The sequence below is a fragment of the Aliivibrio sp. A6 genome, from assembly GCF_028765505.1.
GTDB lineage: Bacteria > Pseudomonadota > Gammaproteobacteria > Enterobacterales > Vibrionaceae > Aliivibrio > Aliivibrio finisterrensis_A.
Map to the genome: position 1 here is coordinate 1 of NZ_JARACR010000045.1, position 18,454 is coordinate 18,454.

17 protein-coding genes and 2 tRNA genes are annotated in these 18,454 nt (G+C 39.9%); 8 read left to right on the plus strand and 11 right to left on the minus strand.

All coding sequences use genetic code 11. The features are described 5' to 3' along the window. Positions 1–136: 136 nt before the first annotated feature. The 6 genes from PVK70_RS17415 to lolB form a co-directional block, all read right to left on the minus strand. Positions 137–213: transfer RNA gene (locus PVK70_RS17415), tRNA-Met, on the minus strand. A 307-nt stretch (positions 214–520) separates the two neighbouring features. Continuing rightward, positions 521–1,612 carry a redox-regulated ATPase YchF gene (ychF, locus tag PVK70_RS17420; RefSeq protein WP_130043073.1) on the minus strand — a complete coding sequence of 364 codons (1,092 nt, stop codon included), beginning with the start codon at positions 1,610–1,612 and terminating at the stop codon, positions 521–523. A gap of 19 nt (positions 1,613–1,631) precedes the next feature. Then, the gene (gene pth, locus PVK70_RS17425) at positions 1,632–2,222 is read right to left on the minus strand and encodes an aminoacyl-tRNA hydrolase (protein WP_130043074.1); all 591 of its coding nucleotides are present in this window, start codon (positions 2,220–2,222) and stop codon (positions 1,632–1,634) included. Positions 2,223–2,401: 179 nt separating this feature from the next. After that, positions 2,402–3,349, minus strand: coding sequence for a ribose-phosphate pyrophosphokinase (locus PVK70_RS17430; RefSeq protein ID WP_105055548.1), 948 nt, complete (start codon positions 3,347–3,349; stop codon positions 2,402–2,404). 38 nt (positions 3,350–3,387) lie between these two features. Next, positions 3,388–4,254: a 4-(cytidine 5'-diphospho)-2-C-methyl-D-erythritol kinase gene (gene ispE, locus PVK70_RS17435; protein WP_130049282.1), complete on the minus strand. Its 867-nt coding sequence runs from the start codon at positions 4,252–4,254 to the stop codon at positions 3,388–3,390. Positions 4,255–4,268: 14 nt separating this feature from the next. Further along, a complete protein-coding gene (gene lolB, locus PVK70_RS17440) occupies positions 4,269–4,895 on the minus strand; it encodes a lipoprotein insertase outer membrane protein LolB (protein ID WP_242504821.1) in 627 nt (208 codons plus the stop codon). Between the two features lie 167 nt (positions 4,896–5,062). Between lolB and hemA the strand changes: the two genes are divergently transcribed. Genes hemA through kdsA form a run of 6 tightly spaced genes read left to right on the plus strand, consistent with a single transcriptional unit; the run spans position 5,063 to position 10,386 of the window. Next, on the plus strand, positions 5,063–6,319 hold the full coding sequence (hemA, locus tag PVK70_RS17445; protein ID WP_130049279.1) for a glutamyl-tRNA reductase: 1,257 nt from the start codon (positions 5,063–5,065) through the stop codon (positions 6,317–6,319). Between the two features lie 44 nt (positions 6,320–6,363). Further along, a complete protein-coding gene (gene prfA, locus PVK70_RS17450; protein ID WP_130043076.1) occupies positions 6,364–7,452 on the plus strand; it encodes a peptide chain release factor 1 in 1,089 nt (362 codons plus the stop codon). After that, a complete protein-coding gene (gene prmC, locus PVK70_RS17455; protein ID WP_130049278.1) occupies positions 7,452–8,318 on the plus strand; it encodes a peptide chain release factor N(5)-glutamine methyltransferase in 867 nt (288 codons plus the stop codon). The genes prfA and prmC overlap by 1 nt, the downstream gene beginning before the upstream one ends. A 3-nt stretch (positions 8,319–8,321) precedes the next feature. Next, the gene (locus PVK70_RS17460; RefSeq protein WP_130043078.1) at positions 8,322–8,705 is read left to right on the plus strand and encodes a SirB2 family protein; all 384 of its coding nucleotides are present in this window, start codon (positions 8,322–8,324) and stop codon (positions 8,703–8,705) included. Positions 8,706–8,707: 2 nt separating this feature from the next. Then, a complete protein-coding gene (locus tag PVK70_RS17465; RefSeq protein WP_130049277.1) occupies positions 8,708–9,520 on the plus strand; it encodes a SirB1 family protein in 813 nt (270 codons plus the stop codon). Positions 9,521–9,531: 11 nt separating this feature from the next. Then, positions 9,532–10,386 carry a 3-deoxy-8-phosphooctulonate synthase gene (gene kdsA / locus PVK70_RS17470; protein ID WP_130049276.1) on the plus strand — a complete coding sequence of 285 codons (855 nt, stop codon included), beginning with the start codon at positions 9,532–9,534 and terminating at the stop codon, positions 10,384–10,386. A 75-nt stretch (positions 10,387–10,461) separates the two neighbouring features. Here the strand turns inward: kdsA and cobA are convergent, their stop codons facing one another. From cobA to nirB, 4 genes are all read right to left on the minus strand, one after another. Next, entirely contained in the window at positions 10,462–11,250 is a 789-nt protein-coding gene (gene cobA / locus PVK70_RS17475; RefSeq protein WP_130049275.1) for a uroporphyrinogen-III C-methyltransferase, read from the minus strand. 127 nt (positions 11,251–11,377) lie between these two features. Next, on the minus strand, positions 11,378–12,196 hold the full coding sequence (locus PVK70_RS17480; protein ID WP_130049274.1) for a formate/nitrite transporter family protein: 819 nt from the start codon (positions 12,194–12,196) through the stop codon (positions 11,378–11,380). A gap of 110 nt (positions 12,197–12,306) precedes the next feature. Continuing rightward, the gene (gene nirD, locus PVK70_RS17485; protein ID WP_130049273.1) at positions 12,307–12,636 is read right to left on the minus strand and encodes a nitrite reductase small subunit NirD; all 330 of its coding nucleotides are present in this window, start codon (positions 12,634–12,636) and stop codon (positions 12,307–12,309) included. A gap of 17 nt (positions 12,637–12,653) precedes the next feature. After that, complete coding sequence (gene nirB, locus PVK70_RS17490) at positions 12,654–15,215, minus strand: nitrite reductase large subunit NirB (protein ID WP_130049272.1); 2,562 nt, start codon at positions 15,213–15,215, stop codon at positions 12,654–12,656. Between the two features lie 634 nt (positions 15,216–15,849). Between nirB and ushA the strand changes: the two genes are divergently transcribed. Next, positions 15,850–17,511, plus strand: coding sequence for a bifunctional UDP-sugar hydrolase/5'-nucleotidase UshA (gene ushA / locus PVK70_RS17495; protein WP_165367193.1), 1,662 nt, complete (start codon positions 15,850–15,852; stop codon positions 17,509–17,511). Between the two features lie 47 nt (positions 17,512–17,558). Here ushA and smrA read toward each other — a convergent pair whose 3' ends face one another. Then, positions 17,559–18,143 (minus strand): DNA endonuclease SmrA, encoded by a 585-nt coding sequence (gene smrA, locus PVK70_RS17500; RefSeq protein ID WP_130049271.1) that lies wholly within the window; start codon positions 18,141–18,143, stop codon positions 17,559–17,561. Between the two features lie 201 nt (positions 18,144–18,344). Between smrA and PVK70_RS17505 the strand changes: the two genes are divergently transcribed. Next, positions 18,345–18,421, plus strand: a tRNA-Pro gene (locus PVK70_RS17505). The last annotated feature ends 33 nt before the right edge of the window (positions 18,422–18,454 follow it).

Sequence of the window (18,454 nt, forward strand, 5' to 3'; positions counted from 1 at the left end):
TAAATCTGGTGCGTCTACCAATTCCGCCACGTCCGCGTTCTACTGTTTGATTATTAAGGACTGATAGTCACTTAATCTACAAAGAGTAGTTATTCTATATTTTAATTGACGATTGGTAAATCAATTAAAAGTTGTATGGTGGCTACTACGGGATTTGAACCTGTGACCCCATCATTATGAGTGATGTGCTCTAACCAGCTGAGCTAAGTAGCCAAATTGTTTCTTTATTTCTAACTCGTCTCTCTTCCGTCTTATCGGTGAGGACGGAGCGCATTATGCGTATCAGAGGCTTATGCGTCAACACTTTTTTGAAAAAAATATGAAATCTTTGATTGTTCGAACGGAATTTAATCAAAGCGTACTTTTTATATGCAAATAAGAGTGAATAAGAGCAAAAGAATAGGGATAAGAGTTGAAAACAAGAAGTGGTACTGATGAGCAGTGAGAAGAATAATAGCTTTTAACTGTTTGAAATATAGACAAGTAATAAAAAGGCCAGCAAATTTGCTGGCCTTTTTTATTATACGTTGAAGCGGAAATGCACTACATCACCATCTTTAACGATGTAATCTTTTCCTTCTAGGCGCCATTTGCCGGCTTCTTTAGCGCCACTCTCGCCACTAAATTCAATAAAGTTATCATAGCCAACAACTTCTGCACGGATAAAGCCTTTTTCAAAGTCTGTGTGGATCTTACCTGCAGCTTGTGGTGCAGTTGCTCCTACTGGGATAGTCCAAGCGCGAACTTCTTTTACACCCGCAGTGAAATACGTTTGTAGAGTTAGTAGTTCGTAACCAGAGCGGATCACTCGGTTTAGGCCTGGTTCTTCGATGCCCATATCAGCAAGGAATTCTTCGCGATCTTCATCATCTAGTTCAGAAAGCTCAGATTCAATAGCTGCACATACTGGAACAACTACGTTGTTTTCTTTTTCTGCGTATTCACGAACCATATCTAGGAATGGGTTGTTTTCAAAACCATCTTCACTAACGTTAGCAATATACATTGTTGGTTTTAGTGTTAAGAAATTCAGGTAAGAAACAGCTGCGATTTCTTCTTTTGCTAGTTCAACAGTGCGAGCCATTCCACCTTCTGTGAATACAGGCAGCAGTTTTTCAAGTACTGAGATTTCAAACTTAGCGTCTTTATCGCCACCTTTTGCTTTCTTCGTTTGACGGAAGATTGCACGTTCACATGAATCTAAATCAGCTAGAGCAAGCTCAAGGTTGATGATCTCGATATCTTCAATCGGTGAGATTTTACCAGCTACGTGAATGATGTTTTCATTTTCAAAACAACGAACAACATGGCCAATAGCGTCTGTTTCACGGATGTTTGCTAGGAATTTATTACCTAGACCTTCACCTTTAGATGCACCAGCTACAAGACCTGCGATATCAACGAATTCCATTGTCGTAGGAAGAATACGCTCTGGATTTACGATTTTAGCTAATGCGTCTAAACGTAGATCTGGAACAGGAACCACACCTGTGTTTGGTTCAATTGTACAGAAAGGGAAGTTTGCCGCTTCAATTCCCGCTTTAGTTAGTGCGTTAAACAGTGTTGACTTACCAACGTTTGGAAGACCAACGATTCCGCATTTAAAACCCATGATGTAAACCTTATCTGTGTTATTCAGCTTTGAATGTGTGTAAACGATTTTGTGCTTTACTTAATCCATCTTTAAGCAAGATATCTAAACAGCGTGTAGATTCATCTACAGCAGCATCGATTAACTCTTGCTCTTTGGTAGGCGCTTTTCCTAAAACAAAACCGGCAACTTTATCTTTGTGGCCAGGGTGGCCAATACCAATACGGAGTCGATAGAACTCTTTCGTATTGGCTAATTTAGTAATGGTATCTCGTAAGCCATTATGACCTCCGTGACCACCACCTTTTTTGAATTTTGCTACCCCAGGAGGGAGATCTAGCTCATCATGAGCAACTAAAATCTCTTCTGGTTTTATTTGGTAAAACTTAGCTAATGAAGCAATCGCTTTACCTGATAAATTCATAAATGTTGTTGGGATTAATAAGCGAAGATCTTGGCCATTGCTTTGGATCCTACCTGTTAACCCGAAGAACTTAGCTTCTTCTCGCAGTGAAACGTTGTGCATACGAGCGAGCTCTTCGACGACCCATGCCCCTGCATTATGGCGAGTTCTTTTATACTCAAGACCAGGGTTTGCTAGTCCAACAAGAAGTTTGATTTGATTACTCAAAGACTTATCTCTCTATCTTGGATACCAATATCATTAATAAACTTATTCGTATAAAAGAAACGAAAGAAAATTAATGGTATTAGTATGTCCCATTAAAAAGGCGCGCCATATTAACACAAGAAATCCAAATACAAAAACGCCCCGCATATAGCAGGGCGTTTGAATAGATTTTTGTTTGATTAGTGATCAAACATTGCAGAGATTGACTCTTCATTGCTGATACGACGAATCGCTTCAGCTAGCATGCGAGAAAGGCTTAGTTCAGTTACTTTGCCTGTTGCTGCCATTTCTTTAGATAGAGTAATCGAGTCAGTAACTACAACTTGGTCTAATACCGAGTTTGCAATGTTTTCTGCTGCTGAACCAGAGAATACAGCGTGAGTTGCATAAGCAAATACACGTTTAGCACCGCGTTCTTTAAGTGCTTCAGCTGCTTTACATAATGTACCGCCAGTATCGATCATGTCATCAACGATAACACAGTCACGACCGTCAACATCACCAATAAGGTTCATTACTTCTGATACGTTTGCACGTGGACGACGTTTATCAACGATAGCGATATCAACATCACCTAATGCTTTTGCTGTTGCGCGAGCACGAACAACACCACCTAGGTCAGGAGAAACAACAACTGGATTTTCTAGACCACGAGTGCGCATGTCATCAAGCAGTACAGGAGTACCGAAGATGTTGTCTACTGGTACGTCGAAGAAACCTTGAATTTGTTCAGCGTGAAGGTCGATAGTTAAAACGCGGTCAACACCAACGTTTGAAAGCATATCAGCAATAACTTTTGCAGTGATTGGTACACGAGCAGAACGTACGCGACGATCTTGACGAGCATAACCAAAGTATGGGATTACCGCAGTGATACGGCCAGCAGAAGCACGACGAAGTGCGTCGATCATTACTACTAATTCCATGATGTTGTCATTAGTAGGGGCACATGTAGATTGAATGATGAAAACATCACTACCACGTACATTCTCGTTAATTTGAACAGCTACTTCGCCGTCAGAAAAACGATCGACAGTAGCGTCACCAAGTGAAATGTATAGTCGATCAGCGATACGTTGCGCTAGTTCAGGAGTTGCATTACCAGCAAATAGCTTCATGTCAGGCACGGTGGAAACCTCAGGGTTGCGTCCAAATTGTGAGAATTTTATATTTTGCATAATGATTTATACTCTTCCAGTTTGTGGTTGAGTGGCGAAGTATTCATACCTCGAGTGATAAATCCGGTTGCATTATCAGGGATTAAGGAATAAACCTCTTGTGCTTCTTTTTCGCTGTTAAATTCAGCAAAAACACAAGCGCCTGTTCCGGTTAATCTTGATGGCGCATATTCTAACAGCCATGAAAGTTGGTAATCAACCTCTGGATACACACTTCTGACAATTTTTTCGCAATCGTTTTCGTATGGAGCGTCTAAAAGTGCATTAAGTGACTGTTTTGGTGTATTTCTAATCAAATCAGGGTGAGTGAAGACATCAACAGTTGCAATGCTTACGTTTGGCTTAATTAATACGTACCATAACTCTTTAGGGTTGGCGGGTTGTAATTTCTCGCCAACACCTTCTGCAAATGCAGAAAAACCGTGAACAAAGATAGGGACGTCTGCCCCTAATCTTACGCCCAACTCACTAAGCGCATTGTTGGGCAAATTCAACTGCCAAAGGAAATTCAAAGCAACTAAAACCGTTGCAGCATTAGAAGAACCACCACCAATACCTCCTCCCATAGGAAGTACTTTTTCTATTTCGATATGAGCACCGAGTACGGATGAAGTATGCTGCTGGAGAAGAGTTGCTGCTTTCCAGATCAAATTATCTTCTGTTTTAACTCCCGGGATATCTGGAGATAAGGTGATTTTACCGGTCTTATTAGGCGTAATAGTTAGGTAGTCACATAAATCGATGAACTGAAATAGAGTTTGAAGTTCATGATAGCCATTTTCTTGTTGGCCATTAATATAAAGAAATAAGTTGAGTTTCGCAGGAGAAGGCCAGCGAGTAGAGGTATTTATCATTGAGTAACTTTTTGTCATTGAGTAACAGTCCAATTTGAAGCAATGATTTTAATTGTGGTGCTTTGCTGAGTAAGTGTCATTGAATTTGGTAATAGTACCTGTTCATTGTCGCGATAGCTGTTATAGCGTAGATGCCAGTTGGTTTGTCCAACCTGTTTTGATAAGTGTTCGATGGTATTTAATTCATTTAGCTGAAAGTCATCAGCTGCGGTAGGTAATCCTTTTATCCAATCACCAAGATAAGCAATCGGCATATTAAGACCTGTGAGACCGTAGATAAGTCGCCCAGGGTCTGTACCTTCAAAAGTTTGGTCGTCTCCCGTTTCTACAATGGTATTGCCTTGATTCATTGAAACTTTGAGAACCGTTTGGCCTAAAAATGTGGTTAATAACAGCTCACTATTGTCTTGGTTTTGAGTCCATTGGAAATTTAAGCTATGACGTTGTTCTGGGGATTTATAGCCAATTTTCCCAGTGACTTTATACTCATTTATTTCTTGTAGTTTAGTTTGATGTTTATTCCAATTAGTCGATTGTTGTGGCGTTAAAGGAACACTAGAACAAGCACTCAGAAAAAGAGTAAAGATAAGAACAACTAATGGAAAGCGAGTAAAATGAGGAAGCGTCATTAAAAATCTCATGTTTAATCTAAAGTAGGTATCAGATTGTAGCAAATTGTTTGAATATTTGGATACAAATAGTGCTTATTGCTCACTAATTTCTCTCCTGATAGCCCCTATGCCTTTTAAAATTGGGCGGCATCAAGTAAAATCCGCCCTTGTTATTTTTTTATTGGTCTGTTTGCCGAATGTCATTGCTTGTTATTGGAATCAATCATACATCAGCCTCAGTTGATTTACGTGAGAGAGTTGCTTTCTCTCCAGATAAATTAACTAGAGCATTAGATGAACTAAAAAACAGTGATGCGATTCAAAGCGGCGTGATTTTATCGACTTGCAATCGAACTGAAATCTATTGCGAAGTGAAAATGGGGATCAGTAGTGGCTATGTTATTAACTGGTTAGCTGAATTTCACGATGTTTCTTTAGAGCTGTTGATGCCAAGCATCTATGTTTATGAAGAACAAGCGGCGGTAAAACATTTAATGCGTGTTTCTTGTGGCTTAGATTCATTAGTATTAGGTGAGCCACAGATTTTAGGTCAAGTAAAAAAAGCCTTCGCTGATGCGCGTGAGCGTAATGCAGTAGAGGGGACTATTGAAAAACTATTTCAAAGTGATTTTTCTGTAGCCAAACGGGTCAGAACAGAAACTAATATTGGCGGTAATGCGGTATCTGTTGCTTATGCCGCTTGTATTTTAGCTCGTCAAATTTTCGAATCCCTTGCTGAGTCAACGGTCCTTTTAGTTGGGGCAGGCGAAACCATTGAGTTAGTTGCTAAGCATTTAGATGCTGCGGGTTGTAAAAAATTGATTGTTGCTAACCGAACTCGCGAAAGAGCTATGGGGCTTGCAGAGCAATTTAATGCGGATGTTATTAGTCTTCCTGAAATTCCAGAACATTTATCAAAAGCCGATATTATTATCAGCTCTACTGCTAGCCCATTGCCAATTATTGGTAAAGGGATGGTTGAAAGCGCTTTAAAGCAACGCAAACATCAGCCAATGTTGTTTGTCGATATTGCGGTCCCTCGTGATATTGAGGGAGAAGTGGCTGAGTTAAATGATGCCTATCTGTATTCTGTTGATGATCTTAAGTCGATCATCGATCACAACATTGAGCAACGAAAAATTGAAGCGATTCAGGCCGAAGTCATTGTCAGTGAAGAAAGTGCAAGCTTCATGACTTGGATCCGCTCGCGTCAAGCCGTTAAAAGTATTCGTGAATACCGTGATAATTCAGAAGCGATTCGAACTGAGCTATTGCAAAAAAGTATTCAAGCGCTCGCTTCTGGTCAAAATGCAGAAAAAGTTTTGGCAGAATTAAGTAATAAATTAACAAATAAACTCATTCATGCACCAACACTTGCTATGCAGAAGGCCGCCAAAAATGGTGAGTCAGAAAAACTTACTGTGATACGTCAAAGTATTGGTCTAGACAACTAAGTGTAGCGCTCGCTACCAACATAAAGAAAAGAATAAATACTATTATGAAAGCATCAATTCGAGTAAAACTAGAAACGCTGGTTGAGCGTTATGAAGAAGTTCAGCATTTATTGGGTGATCCAGGCGTTATTGGTGATCAAAATAAATTCCGAGCTTTATCGCGTGAATATTCTCAACTAGAAGAAGTAACACAGTGCTTCCAAGCGTACGAACAAGCTCAAGAAGATTTAGTTGCTGCTGAAGAAATGGCGCAAGAAGATGATGCTGAAATGCGCGAAATGGCGCAAGAAGAGATTAAAGAAGCTAAGGAAGCTATTGAGCGCCTTACTGATGAGTTGCAAGTGCTTTTATTGCCAAAAGATCCAAACGATGAACGTAACTGTTTCTTAGAAATTCGTGCGGGTGCGGGTGGTGATGAAGCCGGTATCTTTGCTGGTAACCTTTTCCGCATGTATTCACGTTTTGCAGAGAAAAAGGGCTGGCGCATCGAAGTCATGAGCTCGAATGTTTCTGAGCAAGGTGGCTTTAAAGAAATGATTGCAAAAGTAAGCGGTGATGGTGCTTATGGCGTACTGAAATTTGAATCAGGTGGTCACCGTGTGCAACGTGTACCAGAAACAGAATCTCAAGGTCGTGTACATACCTCAGCATGTACTGTTGCGGTAATGGCTGAAATCCCAGAAGCGGATCTTCCTGAAATCAAAGCAGCAGATTTAAAAATTGATACCTTCCGTGCATCAGGCGCGGGCGGTCAGCACGTTAACACCACTGATTCAGCAATCCGTATTACTCACTTACCAACAGGTACGGTTGTTGAGTGTCAGGATGAGCGTTCACAACATAAAAACAAAGCAAAAGCGATGTCGGTTCTTGCTGCTCGTATTATTCAAGCTGAACAAGCTCGTCGTGCTGAAGCAGTATCTGATACGCGTCGTAACTTATTAGGTTCTGGTGACCGTTCTGATCGTATTCGTACTTACAACTACCCACAAGGTCGTGTTTCTGATCACCGTATCAACTTAACTATCTACCGCTTAAACGAAGTGCTAGAAGGTGACTTAGCTTCGCTGATTGAACCTGTTGTTCTTGAGTATCAAGCAGACCAACTTGCTGCATTAGCTGAAAATAACTAATGAGCTTATCTATTGAAGCGTTGCTGAAACGCTCAATTCAATCATTAGCTCTTGAGGGGAGTGATTCCCCTCAAGTTGATGCTGCTGTGCTGTTGTGTCATGTTCTTGATAAGCCAAGAAGTTATTTACTTACTTGGCCAGAAAAAGTGGTATCAGACGAAGAACTGAGTAATTTTGATACTTTACTAGAACGACGTCTTGCTGGTGAACCTATTGCTTATATTGTGGGATATCGTGAATTCTGGTCATTACCACTTAAAGTATCACCAACAACACTGATCCCAAGACCGGATACAGAGCGTTTAGTTGAAGTTGCTTTAGATCTTCTTACTGAGTCGTCTAGTCGTGTCTTGGATTTAGGGACAGGTACTGGAGCTATTGCTCTTGCGATTGCCTCTGAGCTACCAAAACTGAAGGTAATGGGTGTCGATTATCAAGATGATGCGGTTGAATTAGCAAGAAGAAACGCAAAAGACAATCACATTACTAATACCGAATTTCGGCAGGGCAGTTGGTTTACTCCAATTTCTCAGGAAGACCAATTTGATATTATAGTCAGTAATCCTCCTTATATTGACGGTAATGATCCTCATCTATCTCAAGGTGATGTACGATTTGAGCCTCAAACGGCCTTGGTAGCAGAGCAAGAAGGCTTTGCTGATTTACTTCATATTATTGATCACAGCCGTCAACATCTTATTGATAACGGCTGGTTATTAATGGAGCATGGCTTTGAGCAAGGTAATCAATTACGTGATTACTTTATCGAGTATGGCTTCATTAATGTTAAAACAGAGAAAGATTATGCTGGCAATGACCGAGTAACCTTGGGTCAATGGACAGTAAACACAGAGAATAAAGGATAATTCATGTATACCGCTGTTAAACACATTCATCTATTTATGATCGCTTGTAGCGTATTATTATTTGTCGTTCGTTACGTATTGATGATGGTTGATTCAGACCTTCGCAATAAAGCGTTTTTAAAGCGAGTGCCTCACGTTGTTGACTCTGCAATGCTATTGAGTGGTATTGCGCTTATCTTTATTACTGGGTTTATTCCATTTACAGGTTCAGCGCCTTGGTTAACAGAAAAATTAACGTGTGTAATGGTTTATATCGCTTTAGCTTTTGTCACGCTAAACAATGGTAAAAATAAAGTATTTAAGACCTTTGCTTTTCTTGGCGCGTTAGGCTGGCTAATGGTTGCAGCTAAGATAGCCGTGACTAAAGTGCCAACATTTCTGGGGTAATCATGTTGCAGTTATTTGGTGAAAATTTAGAAAGCTTGAGTCTTGTTGAAGGCGCTTTAGCACTTAATGTTGCTATTAATCCAAGCATACAAAAGCAATGGGTTGACACCAAACTGCAAGAAATGTGCGTAGAAGCAGAGCAAGTATTAGCTCATGAACTCAATGACGAACAACGTTTAGAGCGGTTACTTCAACTTTTTTATGTTGAATGGGGGTATCAAGGTGATATTTATACCTACTTTAACTCTGAAAACGCGTTTATTGATCATGTGATTGATACTAAAAAAGGCATTCCAGTTACTTTGGGTGCTCTATTTTTATATCTTTGTAACTATGTAAACCTTCCTGTCAGCGCTATCAATTTCCCAACTCAACTCGTTTTAAGAGTGGATTGGCCAAATCAGGAAACTCGCTATATAAATCCGTTTGATGGTCAGTATATCGGTGAGCATTTAATGACGGCTTGGTTAATCGGTTACGGTGGTCCGTTAGCAAAAATTTTGCCGGTACACCTTGAGTCGATTGATAATGTGACCTTAATTGGGCGTTTACTTGCGGTGATTAAAACGGCTTGTATTCGAGAGAAAAAATTTGCGTTTGCATTAACATGCAGTGATTTGGCACTGACTATGGTGCCGGATGATCCATTTGAAATTCGTGATAGAGGATTAATCTATCAACAACTACACTGTAATGAAGTTGCAAAAAGCGATTTAGAATATTTTATTGAGCAGTGCCCAAATGATCCATCAGTGCTATTGGTGAAAGAGCAAGTTCAACTGTTATTACAACAACATCCTACCGTTCTCCATTAAGAGTGAAGATAATGCAAAATCAAAAAACAGTAAAAATTGGCAGTATCGATGTCGCAAATGATAAGCCGTTTACCTTATTTGCAGGTATGAACGTATTAGAATCTCGTGATCTTGCAATGCAAATCTGTGAGAAGTACGTAGAAATTACTGATAAATTAGGCATTCCTTACGTATTTAAAGCGTCTTTTGATAAAGCAAACCGTTCTTCAATTCATTCATACCGCGGTCCTGGTATGGAAGAAGGTTTAAAAATATTCCAAGAGTTGAAAGATACTTTTGGCGTTAAAATTATTACGGATATTCATACAGAAGCACAAGCTCAGCCTGTAGCTGATGTGGTGGATGTAATCCAACTACCTGCTTTTCTTGCTCGTCAAACAGACTTAGTTGAGACGATGGCAAGAACTGGTGCTGTGATTAACGTTAAGAAACCACAGTTTATGAGCCCAGATCAAGTCGGCAATATTGTTGATAAGTTTGCAGAGTGTGGGAATGAAAATATCATTCTTTGTGAGCGTGGTTCGTGCATGGGTTACGACAACCTAGTGGTTGATATGCTTGGTTTTGGTGTAATGAAAAAAGCGTCAAATGGTAGCCCAATCATCTTTGATGTAACGCATTCTCTACAGAACCGTGATCCAAGTGGTAAAGCGTCTGGCGGCCGTCGTTCACAAACAGTAGAACTTGCAAAAGCGGGTTTAGCGACAGGTATTGCTGGCCTATTTATTGAAGCGCATCCGAATCCAGATAAAGCACTGTGTGATGGTCCTTCAGCATTACCGCTAGATCAACTAGAACCTTTCTTGAAACAAATGAAAGCGCTAGATGATTTAATTAAAGGTTTTGAGCACATCGATATTAAATAATATTGAGAGTAGCTAGATAAATTAAAGCCCAAGAGAGATAACTTTCTTGGGCTTTTTTGTGTTTGGTTTAAATGCTTATTCAGTATTTGCTGAGTTTGGTGAAAACCAATCTAGTTTTTTATGTAATGTCGTTACACTACCCACAACAATTAATGACGGGCTAATGGCTTTTTTTGCCATTTGAGCTAATTCTGAAATGGTACCTGTAAATACTTTTTGTTTTTGTGTTGTACCACGCTCAATAATAGCACAAGGCGTATCTGCCGCTAATCCATGCTCAATTAACTGGGTTGAAATGTGTGGAGATTGCTTTAACCCCATGTAGAAAACCAAGGTATTGTTTGAACGAACTAAAGCGTCCCATTCAATTTCTGCTCCGTCTTTTTGAACATGAGCGGTAATAAACTGGACACTTTGTGCATGGTCTCGATGGGTAAGGGGAATACCAGCATAAGAGGTAGCCCCAGCAGCGGCGGTAATACCAGGAATTACTTCAAATTGAACACCGTTTTCAGCCAGGGTTTCTAACTCTTCACCGCCTCGACCAAAGATAAATGAATCGCCACCTTTAAGACGCACAACACGTTTACCTTCTTGTGCTTTATCTACCAGTATTTGGTTTATTTTATCTTGTGGGACGAAATGAAAGTCAAGTTTCTTACCAACATAAATCATTTCTGCTTTATCGTTCGCAAGCGCTAAAATTTCTTTGGATACAAGGCGGTCATAAACAAGAACATCAGCGTCTTTAATTAAGCGATAACCTTTCATGGTTAATAATTCAGGATCACCAGGACCTGCGCCAACAAGAGAAACAAGTCCGGTTTGTTTGTGTTGCTCAGATTGAGCTTGAATACTTGGCATAATAGATTCCTGCATTATGTTTTTATTTTACTCTAGTATGTAAGAGTCGATAAAAAAAATCACCCTTAATACTTGATTAAGAGTGATTTAATTTGAATGAGTTATAACTAACTTTATTCGTTACTAATTACTTAGCATCCAATGATGGTGCTGTTTTTGCGTGAGTAAGATAAAGAGGAATACAAGTAAATAGTAGGCCGCCAACAATATTACCTAAAATAGTAGGGATAAGGTTGAAGTTCAACCATGTAGCGATACCGAAATCAGCACCAAGAATCATACCTAGTGGGAATAGGAACATGTTTACTACTGTGTGCTCAAATACTAGTGCGAAGAAGATGAAGATTGGGAACCACATCATTGCTACACGGCCAGACACTGTGCGAGCTGTCATATTACCAATCACACCTAAACATACCATTAGGTTACAGAAAATAGCGCGGACAAAACACGTGATCCAACCATCCATGCCCATATTTTCAAAGCCTAAGCTACGGCCTGTCGATACAGCGATAAACTTCTTCGCGACCGCGTTTAACTCTAAAGAGAAGTTACCTGTTAGAGAAACCGCAACAAGATAAGCAACAATTAATGAACCAATAAGGTTACCTAGACCAACAAGACCCCAGCAGCGGAAAATACGACCCCAAGTAATGCCAGGACGGTTATCAAATTTTGCCAATGGAGCAAGACCAAACACACCCGTTACTAGGTCATAGCCCATTACACTCAAAATAACAAAACCAACAGGGAAGACAAGTGCACCAACGATACCAACACCAGTTTGTACAATGGTCGTAATAGCAACCACCACCGCCAGAGATAAAATAATACCAGCCATTGTGCTTCGTATTAGAAGATCTCGAGTGCTTGTTTTTACTTTTGCTTCACCAACATTAATCATGGTTTGTACAAATTCTGCTGGTTTAAAGTCACTAGTAGACATGAATGTGTCCTTATAAAAAATTAAAGTTTAAATTGAATAGTGAAAGACTCGCTGGTTCTCTACTGTTGAGAAACAGCAAGCCTTTAAGCTATTAAATCTAACGTAAGTAACTAAGCTGAGATTTCTACTGCACCTTTAGTAACACGAGTTTTATATGCTTTAACGTTAAATTGCTCATCTTCCATGCACACACCTGTAGTAAGGTTAAAGCGCTGTTTCTTTAGAGGACTAGCCACCCAAAGCTCTCCTTGGTGTTCAACAATTAAACCACGTGATAAAACATTTGATTGGAAGTAAGGGTCAGTATTACTGATTGCCAGTACGTCTTCGCCTTTTGATGGACGAAACACGGCAACTTGCTCACCATTAACAAGAGCACAAACCCCTGTACCTGGAATGATATCTTCTAGTTGACAGATTTTTACGAATTTAGAAGTCATAATTAACTCTCTCGCTCTTATTCAGTTGCTGCTACGTGTAGGATGTCACCCTTTGCTTCTGGGTGTTTTTCAGTAAAAGTTGCTGGGCGGTGTTGTTCACGGCCATCAGAAACAAACACAACATTCTCATCACGCTCATCAGCATTGATAAAGTGAGCAAAACGCTTAAGTTGAGTTTCGTCGTTAATTGTATCTGTCCACTCACATGCAAAGTTGTTCACTAATTTTGCTACATCCAGTTCCAGTTGCTCGTTGATACCCAGTTTGTTATCTACGATGACTTCACGTAGGTAATCCACGCCGCCTTCTAGGTTATCCATCCATACCGATGTACGTTGTAGTGGTGCAGCCGTACGAATGTAGAACATCATGAAACGATCGATATATTTGATAAGTGTTTCTTGGTCTAAATCGCTTGCCAGTAAGTCCGCGTGACGAGGTTTCATACCACCGTTACCACAGACATACATGTTCCAACCTGCGTCAGTTGCGATAATACCTAAGTCTTTACCTTGGGCTTCGGCACACTCACGAGTACATCCAGACACGCCGAACTTCATCTTATGAGGAGTACGGATGCCTTTATAACGGTTCTCGATCATTACGCCTAGGCCTACAGAGTCTTGAACACCGTAACGACACCACGTTGAACCAACACATGTTTTAGCCATGCGAAGTGCTTTTGCGTAAGCTTGACCAGTCTCGTAACCTGCCGCGATTAACTTCTTCCAGATTGCTGGTAAGTCATCTTTTTGAGCGCCAAATAGACCGATACGCTGTGCGCCTGTAATTTTGGTGTACAGGTTGTATTCTGCTGCAACATCAGCAAGAACGCTTAGTGCTTGAGGTGTTACTTCGCCACCCGCCATGCGAGGGATAACAGAGTAAGTGCCGTCTTTTTGAATGTTACCTAGGAAGTTATCGTTGGTATCGTGCAGTTTTACTAGTTCAGGTTTAAGGATGTGCTCACCCCAGCAAGAAGCAAGGATAGAACCAGCAAGAGGTTTACATACTTCACAACCGTAACCTTTGCCGTATTTTTCTAGAAGTTCATCAAACGTTTTGATTTCTTCGATACGAATAAGGTGGAATAGCTCTTGGCGAGAATAAGCAAAGTGTTCACACACGTCACTCTTAACTTCGATACCAGACTTTGCTAATTCAGCATTAAGGACGGAGGTTACTAGAGGGGTACAACCCCCACAGCCCGTACCAGCGCCTGTTACCGCTTTAATATCAGCCATTGTATGATGACCATCTGCAACCGCTTGAGCGATTTTGCCTTTGGTTACATCAAAGCATGAACAGATAACCGCAGATTCAGGAAGCGAGTCAGCACCTAGTGTTGGTTTTTCTGCGCCAGCGTGTGCTGGTAGAATAAGAGCGTCAGGGTGTTCTGGTAGGTCGATTTCATTCAGCATAAGTTGCAGAAGATCGCCATAGTCAGATGTGTCTCCCACCATTACCGCACCAAGTAGCTTCTTGTTGTCTTCAGAAACGATAAGACGCTTGTAAACTTCTTGTTCTTCATTTTGGTAAACGTAGCTCTTACAACCAGGAGTGCGACCATTAGCATCACCGATAGAGCCAACTTTAACGCCAAGCAGTTTTAGTTTTGCAGACATGTCTGCGCCTTGAAACTTACTGTCATTACCTAAAATGTGGTCAACGGCAACTGTTGCCATTTTATAACCAGGAGCAACCAAGCCATAGAAGGTTTGATTCCAAGAAGCACATTCCCCAATTGCGTAAATGTTCTTATCGGTAGTTTGGCAGTTATCATTGATTTCGATACCGCCGCGAGGAGCAATACCAAGACCCATTTGACGAGCCAGTTTATCTTGAGGACGAATACCAGCAGAGAATACGATAAAATCTGCTTCTAATTCAGTACCATCAGCAAAACGCATGACATTACGTGCATCTTTTCCTTCAGGTACAATTTCAAGTGTATTTTTGCTCGTGTGAACATTAACACCCATGCGTTCGATTTTTTGACGAAGTTGGTTGCCACCAGCAAGATCAAGTTGTTCTGCCATTAATTTCGGTGCAAATTCAACAACGTGAGTCGTTACACCAAGTGCTTTTAATGCACCAGCGGCTTCAAGGCCTAATAGACCACCACCAACAACGACACCACTTTTACTGTTTTTTGCCGTCGCTTCGATAGATTTAAGATCTTCAATCGTGCGATAAACAAAACAATCTTTACCATCGTTCCCTTTAATTGGTGGAACGAATGGGTAAGAACCCGTTGCAAGAACCAGTTTGTCGTATTGAATCTCACGGCCAGTGCTTGAGTAAACGGTTTGTTTTTCACGATTGATATTAATAGCACGCTCACCAAGTAAAACATTGATGTTGTGCTTTTCGTAGAATCCTTCTTTTACAAGAGAAAGTTCATCTGCAGTATGATGAGAAAAATAAGAAGAAAGGTGAACACGGTCGTACGCGACACGAGGCTCTTCACAAAACACTGTGATGTCCATGTTTTGAACGTCGGTTTTATCTACTAAATCTTCGATATAGCGATGACCAACCATGCCATTACCGATGATGACTAACTTCATCTTGCTCATAAGGATTCCTATTATCTTTGATATATAGATATGATGAATTATGAATGAATATGTCGATATGACGTGGATCAATTACGAAATAAAACTACACTAAAGGGGTAGCTAAAGTGGTGGGTTGTCATTTTTTGTTATTTAATCAATTGCTTGTGTGTAGCACGTAACTATTGTGTGTTGTTTTTTTACAATATCTAACAGAATTAATTTCTTTTTGGTCGGTTTTGTCTTTGTTTTCTGAAAAAAAAGGACAGAATGTGAAGTTACATTCTGTCTTTATTAGAGGGAAGGTTTCTTATGAGTTTACAATTTGAATCGATCTATTTCTTGTTTTAACTCATTTGAAAGTTCAGATAGTCCTGAAGCTTGGATCACTGATTGTTTTGTTTCTTCTGTTATTGATGAAAAGGTAATGACAACATCAAATATACTTGTACCAATCGGTTTATGTTTTAATTTTACTATTTATGAGTAATTTATGAGTAATTTATGAGTTATTTTTAGTGATCTAACAGACATATTTATGAAATCAATGTGAGAGTAAAGCGTAATTCTTTTAAACTTGGTCAGGTTATTGGATTGAACCACTCGTAATTGATTGATTTGGTCTAGTTTATTACCCTTGAATGAATGGTGAAACATGATGGAACGTCTTTCTCTAAAAACAGCGATTGCTGCTGCATTAGTTACAACGCTAGCAGGTTGTGCAACAACAACCGAGCATGCATGGCAAGAAGATACTACGTATAAGCTAACGGTATTACATACAAACGATAACCACGGTCGTTTTTGGCAGAATAAATACGGCGAGTATGGCATGGCGGCTCGTAAAACGCTGATTGATGAGTTACGAGCAGATGTTCAAGCACAAGGCGGTAGCGTTCTTCTTCTTTCTGGTGGTGATATTAATACCGGTGTTCCTGAATCAGATCTTCAGGATGCTGAACCAGATTTTAAAGGCATGAATAAAATTGGTTATGGTGCGATTGCCCTTGGTAACCATGAATTTGATAATCCATTAGATGTATTGCAAAAGCAGATTGATTGGGCTGAGTTCCCAATGCTATCAGCGAATATCTATGATAAGACAACGGGTGAGCGTAAATATCAAGCGTACGAAATCTTTGAAAAGCAAGGTATTAAAATTGCTGTTGTTGGTTTCACAACTGAAGACACGGCTAAAATTGGTAACCCAGAATACATCGGTGATTTAGAGTTTCGTGATCCTAAAGCAGAAGCGAAAAAAATCATTGCAGAGCTAGAAGCGAATGAAAAGCCGGATCTTATTTTTGCAGTAACGCATATGGGCCATTATGAAAATGGTCAACGTGGTATTAACGCTCCAGGTGATGTTGCTTTAGCTCGTTCACTTGAGCTTGGTGAGCTAGACATGATTGTGGGTGGTCACTCACAAGAGCCTGTATGTATGGAAGGCCCAAATGTCGCTAAGAAAAACTTTACACCAGGTGATGAGTGTAAACCAGACCAGCAAAACGGTACTTGGATTGTTCAAGCGCACGAATGGGGTAAATACGTAGGTAAAGCTGATTTTGAATTCCGTAATGGCGAATTAGAGATGGTAAGTTACGATCTTATTCCTGTGAACTTAAAGAAAAAAGTGAAAATCGACGGTAAAAAACAGCGTGTATTTATCCAAGATGAGATTGAACAAGATCCTGAATTACTTGCATTCTTAAAACCATACCAAGAAAAAGGTCAAGGACAGTTGAATGTGAAAATCGCATCAACTAATGGAAAGTTAGAAGGGGACCGTAATGTGGTTCGTTTCCAACAAACAAATTTAGGTCGTTTAATTGCTCAATCTCATATGGAACGTGCTAAAGCGGACTTTGCAGTGATGAACTCAGGTGGTGTGCGTGATTCAATTGAGATGGGCGATGTAACCTATAAAGACGTGTTAACCGTGCAACCGTTTGGAAATATCGTTACTTATGCTGATATGACAGGCCAAGAAGTACTAGATTACTTAAATGTTGTCGCAACGAAACCTGTTGATTCTGGTGCTTATGCTCAATTTGCAGGCATTAAGATGACAGTGGAGAATGGCAAAGTATCAAATGTGTTTATTGGTGGTAAGCAATTGCGTTTAGATAACACATATCGCTTTACTGTACCAAGCTACAATGCCGCAGGTGGTGATGGTTACCCTAAAATTTCAGATCACCCAGGTTATGTAAATACAGGTTTTGTTGATGCCGAAGTACTTAAAGAGTTCTTAGAAACAAATAGCCCAATTGATGTGAATGAATTTGCACCTCGTGGTGAGATTGTTTATAAATAAGCGCTAATGTTTATATGAAAAAGCCTCCAAAATTTTGGAGGCTTTTTTTATGAGCTGCGTTTTTGATGCTTTTCTCTATTATCTAATTTTTTAGCTTCACTTTTTCTAAGTAGCACATAAACAGCACCAGTTCCGCCATGTTGTGTTTTTGCTGAGTGAACACACATGACTTCTTTTATTTGTGGTAGCCATTGAGCAACATGGCTTTTAATTAAAGCAGGAGGATTGGATTTAGCTCCTTTGCCATGAACAATAACGGCAAAACGGATATCCATTTTTTGACATTGCTTTAAAAAATGTAAGATCTCATCTCTGGCCTGTTTTAGCGTTCGTTTATGCAGATCTAAGCGTGCTTGAATATCATACTTACCTAAACGAACTTTTCGATAGACTCCATCTTGCATGCCGTCACGTTTGTATTCAATCACATCATCAGGTTGCAATAAAATCGCGGTATCTAAAGATAAATAATCTGAGTCTGTTTCAGCTAAAGCTTGTGCAGCTTCTTTTCTTGCTTGTTGAGATTCATTTGCCTTATGCGGAGATGAAGTAGGAAGCACTGTATCTTGTGTAATTGGTTTTATATCGCCCATCATTTCTTGAAATAGTGATAATTCATCAGAATGTGACATAAAGAATCCTTAAAACGATCATATAATATTGGAAGGATTATAATTATTATACGTACTATTATTAAACAAATATTGAATAAATCCATGTATTTGATGAATTAATAAGCGAACAAATTAAAAAATGAAAATAATGCTTGTCAAAAAAATCCTGAGCAGTATTATAGCCCTCGTTGACACGGACAATGTCTTTAGTTAACAGCTCGGTGAATAGCGCAGCTTGGTAGCGCATCTGGTTTGGGACCAGAGGGTCGGGGGTTCGAATCCCTCTTCACCGACCACTTTTAAGAAAGCCGCATCAGAAATGATGCGGC

Bases quoted from the DNA above. Each gene is read 5' to 3' on its own strand.
- ychF (WP_130043073.1), bottom strand. From the start codon at position 1,612: ATGGGTTTTAAATGCGGAATCGTTGGTCTTCCAAACGTTGGTAAGTCA.
- ispE (WP_130049282.1), bottom strand. From the start codon at position 4,254: ATGATAAATACCTCTACTCGCTGGCCTTCTCCTGCGAAACTCAACTTA.
- lolB (WP_242504821.1), bottom strand. From the start codon at position 4,895: ATGAGATTTTTAATGACGCTTCCTCATTTTACTCGCTTTCCATTAGTT.
- hemA (WP_130049279.1), top strand. From the start codon at position 5,063: ATGTCATTGCTTGTTATTGGAATCAATCATACATCAGCCTCAGTTGAT.
- prfA (WP_130043076.1), top strand. From the start codon at position 6,364: ATGAAAGCATCAATTCGAGTAAAACTAGAAACGCTGGTTGAGCGTTAT.
- prmC (WP_130049278.1), top strand. From the start codon at position 7,452: ATGAGCTTATCTATTGAAGCGTTGCTGAAACGCTCAATTCAATCATTA.
- PVK70_RS17460 (WP_130043078.1), top strand. From the start codon at position 8,322: ATGTATACCGCTGTTAAACACATTCATCTATTTATGATCGCTTGTAGC.
- PVK70_RS17465 (WP_130049277.1), top strand. From the start codon at position 8,708: ATGTTGCAGTTATTTGGTGAAAATTTAGAAAGCTTGAGTCTTGTTGAA.
- kdsA (WP_130049276.1), top strand. From the start codon at position 9,532: ATGCAAAATCAAAAAACAGTAAAAATTGGCAGTATCGATGTCGCAAAT.
- cobA (WP_130049275.1), bottom strand. From the start codon at position 11,250: ATGCCAAGTATTCAAGCTCAATCTGAGCAACACAAACAAACCGGACTT.
- PVK70_RS17480 (WP_130049274.1), bottom strand. From the start codon at position 12,196: ATGTCTACTAGTGACTTTAAACCAGCAGAATTTGTACAAACCATGATT.
- nirD (WP_130049273.1), bottom strand. From the start codon at position 12,636: ATGACTTCTAAATTCGTAAAAATCTGTCAACTAGAAGATATCATTCCA.
- nirB (WP_130049272.1), bottom strand. From the start codon at position 15,215: ATGAGCAAGATGAAGTTAGTCATCATCGGTAATGGCATGGTTGGTCAT.
- ushA (WP_165367193.1), top strand. From the start codon at position 15,850: ATGATGGAACGTCTTTCTCTAAAAACAGCGATTGCTGCTGCATTAGTT.
- smrA (WP_130049271.1), bottom strand. From the start codon at position 18,143: ATGTCACATTCTGATGAATTATCACTATTTCAAGAAATGATGGGCGAT.